The 4637-nt window shown below is 48.9% G+C and carries 4 protein-coding genes and 1 tRNA gene; all 5 read right to left on the reverse strand.

Annotation, left to right across the window (positions count from 1 at the left end; all coding sequences use genetic code 11):
- Positions 1-104 precede the first annotated feature (104 nt).
- The 5 genes from EA392_00125 to EA392_00145 all read right to left on the reverse strand — a co-directional run bounded on the left by EA392_00125 (position 105) and on the right by EA392_00145 (position 4527).
- Complete coding sequence (locus tag EA392_00125; GenBank protein ID TVR42653.1) at positions 105-953, reverse strand: DUF2911 domain-containing protein; 849 nt, start codon at positions 951-953, stop codon at positions 105-107.
- A 49-nt stretch (positions 954-1002) separates the two neighbouring features.
- Positions 1003-2235, reverse strand: a complete 1233-nt coding sequence (clpX, locus tag EA392_00130; protein TVR42654.1) for an ATP-dependent Clp protease ATP-binding subunit ClpX — start codon at positions 2233-2235, stop codon at positions 1003-1005.
- Positions 2236-2284: 49 nt separating this feature from the next.
- Complete coding sequence (clpP, locus tag EA392_00135) at positions 2285-2947, reverse strand: ATP-dependent Clp endopeptidase proteolytic subunit ClpP (GenBank protein ID TVR42655.1); 663 nt, start codon at positions 2945-2947, stop codon at positions 2285-2287.
- 49 nt (positions 2948-2996) lie between these two features.
- Positions 2997-4352, reverse strand: coding sequence for a trigger factor (gene tig, locus EA392_00140; GenBank protein TVR42656.1), 1356 nt, complete (start codon positions 4350-4352; stop codon positions 2997-2999).
- A gap of 93 nt (positions 4353-4445) precedes the next feature.
- A tRNA-Leu gene (locus tag EA392_00145) sits at positions 4446-4527 on the reverse strand.
- Positions 4528-4637: the final 110 nt, after the last annotated feature.

The following is a 4637-nucleotide window of genomic DNA, read 5'->3' on the forward strand; positions in this document are numbered from 1 at the left end:
CGTTAAAAATTGGTTGTTACGAATTTAATCATTATCAACCAAAATGCATCAAAAAAAACCCCGACCTGTGCAGATCGGGGTTTGATAGGTTGAGATGTGTGCAATTACTTTCTGCCTGATTTTCCTCTCCACTGGGCGATGTTCTCATCATTCATTTTGGCGTAGTTGTCATAACCGGCTTCGATGGCCATGGCTTTGCTTTTCTCAGCAGTGGCAATGGCTCCTTTAAAATCGTTGTTGGCTGCCTGAGCACGCGAGAGGGTGATCAGGTTCCAGAATGTTTCGCGAATCTGGGTTGATTTGGTAGCCCACTCCAGTGCTTGCTTCGCGTCTTTGCCGTTGTCGAGATACCAGCGAGCAGAAGTGTTGTACACCCCGTAAGCGTTCTCAATCTCATTGATTTTGGCGAGGATATTCTCCTCGGCTTTGGCGTCCACATCTACCTCTACCTTAAAACAGGCGCGGGTTTCTTCCCACACCATGCACACGTCGCAGCTGGTGTCGGTAAGATTGTCAACGGTAAAGGTGAAGGTCTCTGTGTGCGGTACTTTCTGGGTGCGCACACGAATGCGAAGCGACTCCTCGGTGTCCTGGTAGTTTCCGGTTCCCCATTGATCGAGATTGGTGTTAAACATGATATCCCATGCATCCTGTCCGGGAATAGAGAACAAAGCATAGTCACCGGCAATCAGATCCTGGCCGTTTACTTTCACATCAGTGCTGAAAGAAATAGCAGATGCTTTGTTGGCGCCTGTGCGCCACATTTTATCGAAAGGAACCAGGTCGCCATAGATTTTTCTGTTTTTAGCACTTGGGCGGCTGTATTCGATACGAACTTTGGTAAGTCCAACTTCCTGCTTTACCACACCCATTGGGCTGGGTTTGGGAAGATCCTGTGCCACAAGGGCAGAACCTGCGAAAAGGGCAATGGCAATAAGTGATAATCGTTTCATGTTGCTCAGTTTTATATTGGGGCATAAAACTAAGCAAAACGGGCGGTTATCAAGCCACTTTCAGCTTGCTGATTTCAGCTTTGGAGAACTTCTCACGCGCGTAGGCCAGGGTAACCTTCAACTCGCGTGTGGCGCCGTCGGAAGGTATTTCATACATGGCATCGGTCATAATAGCCTCGCAGATAGAGCGCAAACCACGGGCGCCGAGCTTGTATTCCATGGCTTTCTCCACGATAAAATCCAGCACCTTCTTATCGAAACTCAAGGCCACATCATCCAGCTCAAAAAGCTTAATATACTGCTTGATAAGCGCATTTTTGGGTTCAGTAAGAATGCGGCGCAGGGTGGTTGCATCCAGCGGGTTGAGGTGGGTAAGTACCGGGAACCGCCCGATCAGTTCTGGAATCAACCCAAAGCTTTTGAGGTCTTGCGGCGAAATATAGCGCAGCAACTCATCATCTTCTATTTCGCGGGTATTGCCCGTGCCGTAACCGATGGGGTTGGTTTTGATGCGGCGCTTAATCATACGCTCAATACCGGCAAATGCTCCTCCACACACAAACAGAATATTGCGGGTATCCACCTGAATAAGTTTCTGCTCGGGGTGTTTTCGCCCCCCTTGTGGCGGCACATTCACAACGGAGCCTTCCAGCAGTTTGAGCAGGGCCTGTTGCACGCCCTCGCCCGAAACATCGCGCGTAATGGATGCATTGTCACTTTTACGCGCAATCTTGTCAATCTCATCAATAAAAACGATACCACGCTCGGCAAGGCTCACGTCGTAATCGGCTGCCTGCAGTAAGCGCGACAGTATGCTTTCTACGTCTTCGCCCACATAACCTGCCTCGGTGAGAATGGTGGCATCTGCAATGCAGAAAGGTACGTTGAGCATTTTGGCGATGGTTTTGGCCAACAAGGTTTTACCTGTGCCCGTTTCGCCTACCATGATAATGTTAGACTTTTCAATCTCTACATCATCCTCATTGCGTACCGGCTGAAGCAGGCGCTTGTAATGGTTGTACACCGCCACCGAAAGAACTTTTTTGGCTTCATCCTGGCCTATTACAAACTGATCAATGTAGGTTTTGATCTCACGCGGTTTCTGAAGCACAAGGGTGGATTCAATATGCCGGCTTGCCTTAAGAGCAAACTCTTCTTTGATGATGTTCTCGGCCTGCCCCACGCAGTTGTCGCAAATGTGCCCGGTAATACCGGCAATCAGCACATTTACTTCACTTTTAGAGCGTCCGCAAAAAGAGCATTTGATATCCTTTTTATCCATTCTGGTGTGTGGTTTGTGTCATCAGGATACGAAAAAAAGCGGGTTTGGGTTATTTCTTTGGGCGAACAAGCACCTCGTCGATCATTCCGTATTCCTTGGCCTCTTCTGAGCGCATCCAGTAATCACGGTCGCTGTCTTCCCAGATTTTCTCGTAAGTCTGACCGCTGTGCTCGGCAATGATGCGGTACAGCTCCTCTTTCAGTTTCTGAATTTCCTTGTAGGTAATTTCGATGTCGGAAGCCTGCCCGCGCGCACCTCCCATGGGCTGGTGAATCATCACACGTGAGTGCGTAAGCGCGGTTCGTTTACCGGGCGCTCCCGCGCAAAGCAGCACGGCCCCCATTGAAGCAGCAATGCCCGTACAGATGGTGGCTACATCGGGAGCAATGTACTGCATGGTATCGTAGATCCCCAATCCGGCGTACACCGAACCTCCGGGTGAGTTGAGGTAAATCTGAATGTCTTTTTTGGCATCTACCGACTCCAGAAAGAGCAGCTGAGCCTGGATGATATTGGCAATCTGGTCGTCGATACCTGTTCCCAGAAAGATGATGCGATCCATCATCAGACGCGAAAAAACGTCCATCTGAGCCACGTTCAATTGGCGTTCCTCAATGATATAGGGGGTTACCGCAGTGGCGTAGTCGTGCATCAACTGGCTGCTGATTCCCTTGTGCTTTACAGCGTATTTTTTGAATTCGTTACCGTCCATTTTCGAAAAGTTTGGGGGCTAAATTACGGATTAACCCATTGGTTGTGTATCAGCCGCGCTGAGCGAAAGCAACAAATTCCTCAAAGGAAAGTTCCTGCTCTTTGATTTTGGCTTTTTCGCGGATGGCTGTCAGCAACTTGCGCTCGTACATATCGTCGTAGAGCTTTTGCAAATCATCGCGCTTTTTCATGGCGTTTACCGCCAATTCCTTTAGCTCTTCATCTTCGGGTACGTCTATTCCGTATTGTTTGAAATTATTGGCGATAAGTCCTTTTACGTACTCCAAAACCTCATCGTGCTCCACCTTTACTTCCAGTTCGCTCAGCAGTTTGTTTTCAATCAACTGCCAGCGCAATCCCCTGGAGTATTGCGGATACTCAAGTTCGAGCTGCTCGGGTGTTACCGGTTTCTCGTTGGTGAGCATGATGAAGCGCTTGAGTAATTCATCGGGCAATTCAATCTTGAGGTTATCGTCCAGTTGCTTCATGATTTCGCGCTTAAAAAGGCGCTCACAATCGGCAGCGTACATGCGTGCGAATTCCTCGCCGAGTTTGGCGCGCATTTCCTCTTCGCTTGTCACCATCCCTTCGCCAAACACCTTGTTGAAAAGCTCCTGGTTCAGCTCAGCCTTTTCCAGGGATTTGATTTCTTTCACGTTAAAGCGAAAATTGTGCTGAATATGGCCGGTATTTCCTTCTTCCAGCCCAAGCATTCGGGCAAGGTCGCGTTCATCGGTTGACACTTTACGCGGGTCAATCACCGCGTGATCTTCGGCTTTGAGGCCCACCAGTTTCTTTTGGGTGTCTTCATCTTTCACGAACTCGATGGAGATGGTGCTTCGGTTCATGATACCGCCTTCTACAATCTCATCGTTGGCATCCAACTCCACAAAATCGCCCAGCAGCATGTCTTTGTCTGATGAAATTTCTGCATCCACCAGTTTACCGTGGCGGCGACGCAGGTTGTCCATTTCTTCGTCGATCATCTTGTCGCTCACCCCTACTTTGGTGTAGGTAAAAGTGGTTTTTGGACCAATTTCCACAGAGAACTCGGGGGCGAGGGCCACGTCGTAGAAAAACTCAAATCGATCGGGCTCATCCCAATTGGCTACTTCTTCTCTGTTTTCACTGGGAATGGGGGATCCGAGCACACGCAGTTTTTGCTCGTTGATGTAACCATTGATTGTTTCGTTGAGCATTCCGTTGATTTCATCGGCCAGCAATGATTTTCCGAAGCGTTTTTTGATGATTCCCATAGGAACCTGGCCCTGGCGAAAACCCGGCAGGTTTACCCGACGGCGATAGTCTTTGAGTGCTTTTTCGAGGCGGGGTTGGTAATCGTCTTTTTCGAGGGTGATTTTAACAACGGTGCTGAGGTTGCCTTGCTGCTCTTGAGTGATGTTCATAAAATGATGGTAAAAATCTGATTGCGAATGATTAGTTGCAGAAAGGCCGGCCGGGTACGATCATCTGATGTACCCGGCGCGGCATTTTAAAAGTGCGGATGGAGGGACTCGAACCCACACACCTCTCGGCACCAGATCCTAAGTCTGGCGTGTCTACCAATTTCACCACATCCGCATGGCCCTTCAAAATCTACAATGAACTTTTGGGGCGGCAAAGGTAGGGTTTATTTCCAATCCAAGCGGTATTCGACCTTTGCTTTTAGTAGCGTAAACGAATTTAAAACT

Source organism: Cryomorphaceae bacterium, assembly GCA_007695365.1.
In the GTDB taxonomy this organism is placed as follows: domain Bacteria; phylum Bacteroidota; class Bacteroidia; order Flavobacteriales_D; family SKUL01; genus SKUL01.

What these genes read in the sequence shown, in the direction of transcription:
- clpX (TVR42654.1), bottom strand. Translation starts at nt 2,235, where the DNA reads ATGGATAAAAAGGATATCAAATGCTCTTTTTGCGGACGCTCTAAAAGT.
- clpP (TVR42655.1), bottom strand. Translation starts at nt 2,947, where the DNA reads ATGGACGGTAACGAATTCAAAAAATACGCTGTAAAGCACAAGGGAATC.
- tig (TVR42656.1), bottom strand. Translation starts at nt 4,352, where the DNA reads ATGAACATCACTCAAGAGCAGCAAGGCAACCTCAGCACCGTTGTTAAA.
- EA392_00125 (TVR42653.1), bottom strand. Translation starts at nt 953, where the DNA reads ATGAAACGATTATCACTTATTGCCATTGCCCTTTTCGCAGGTTCTGCC.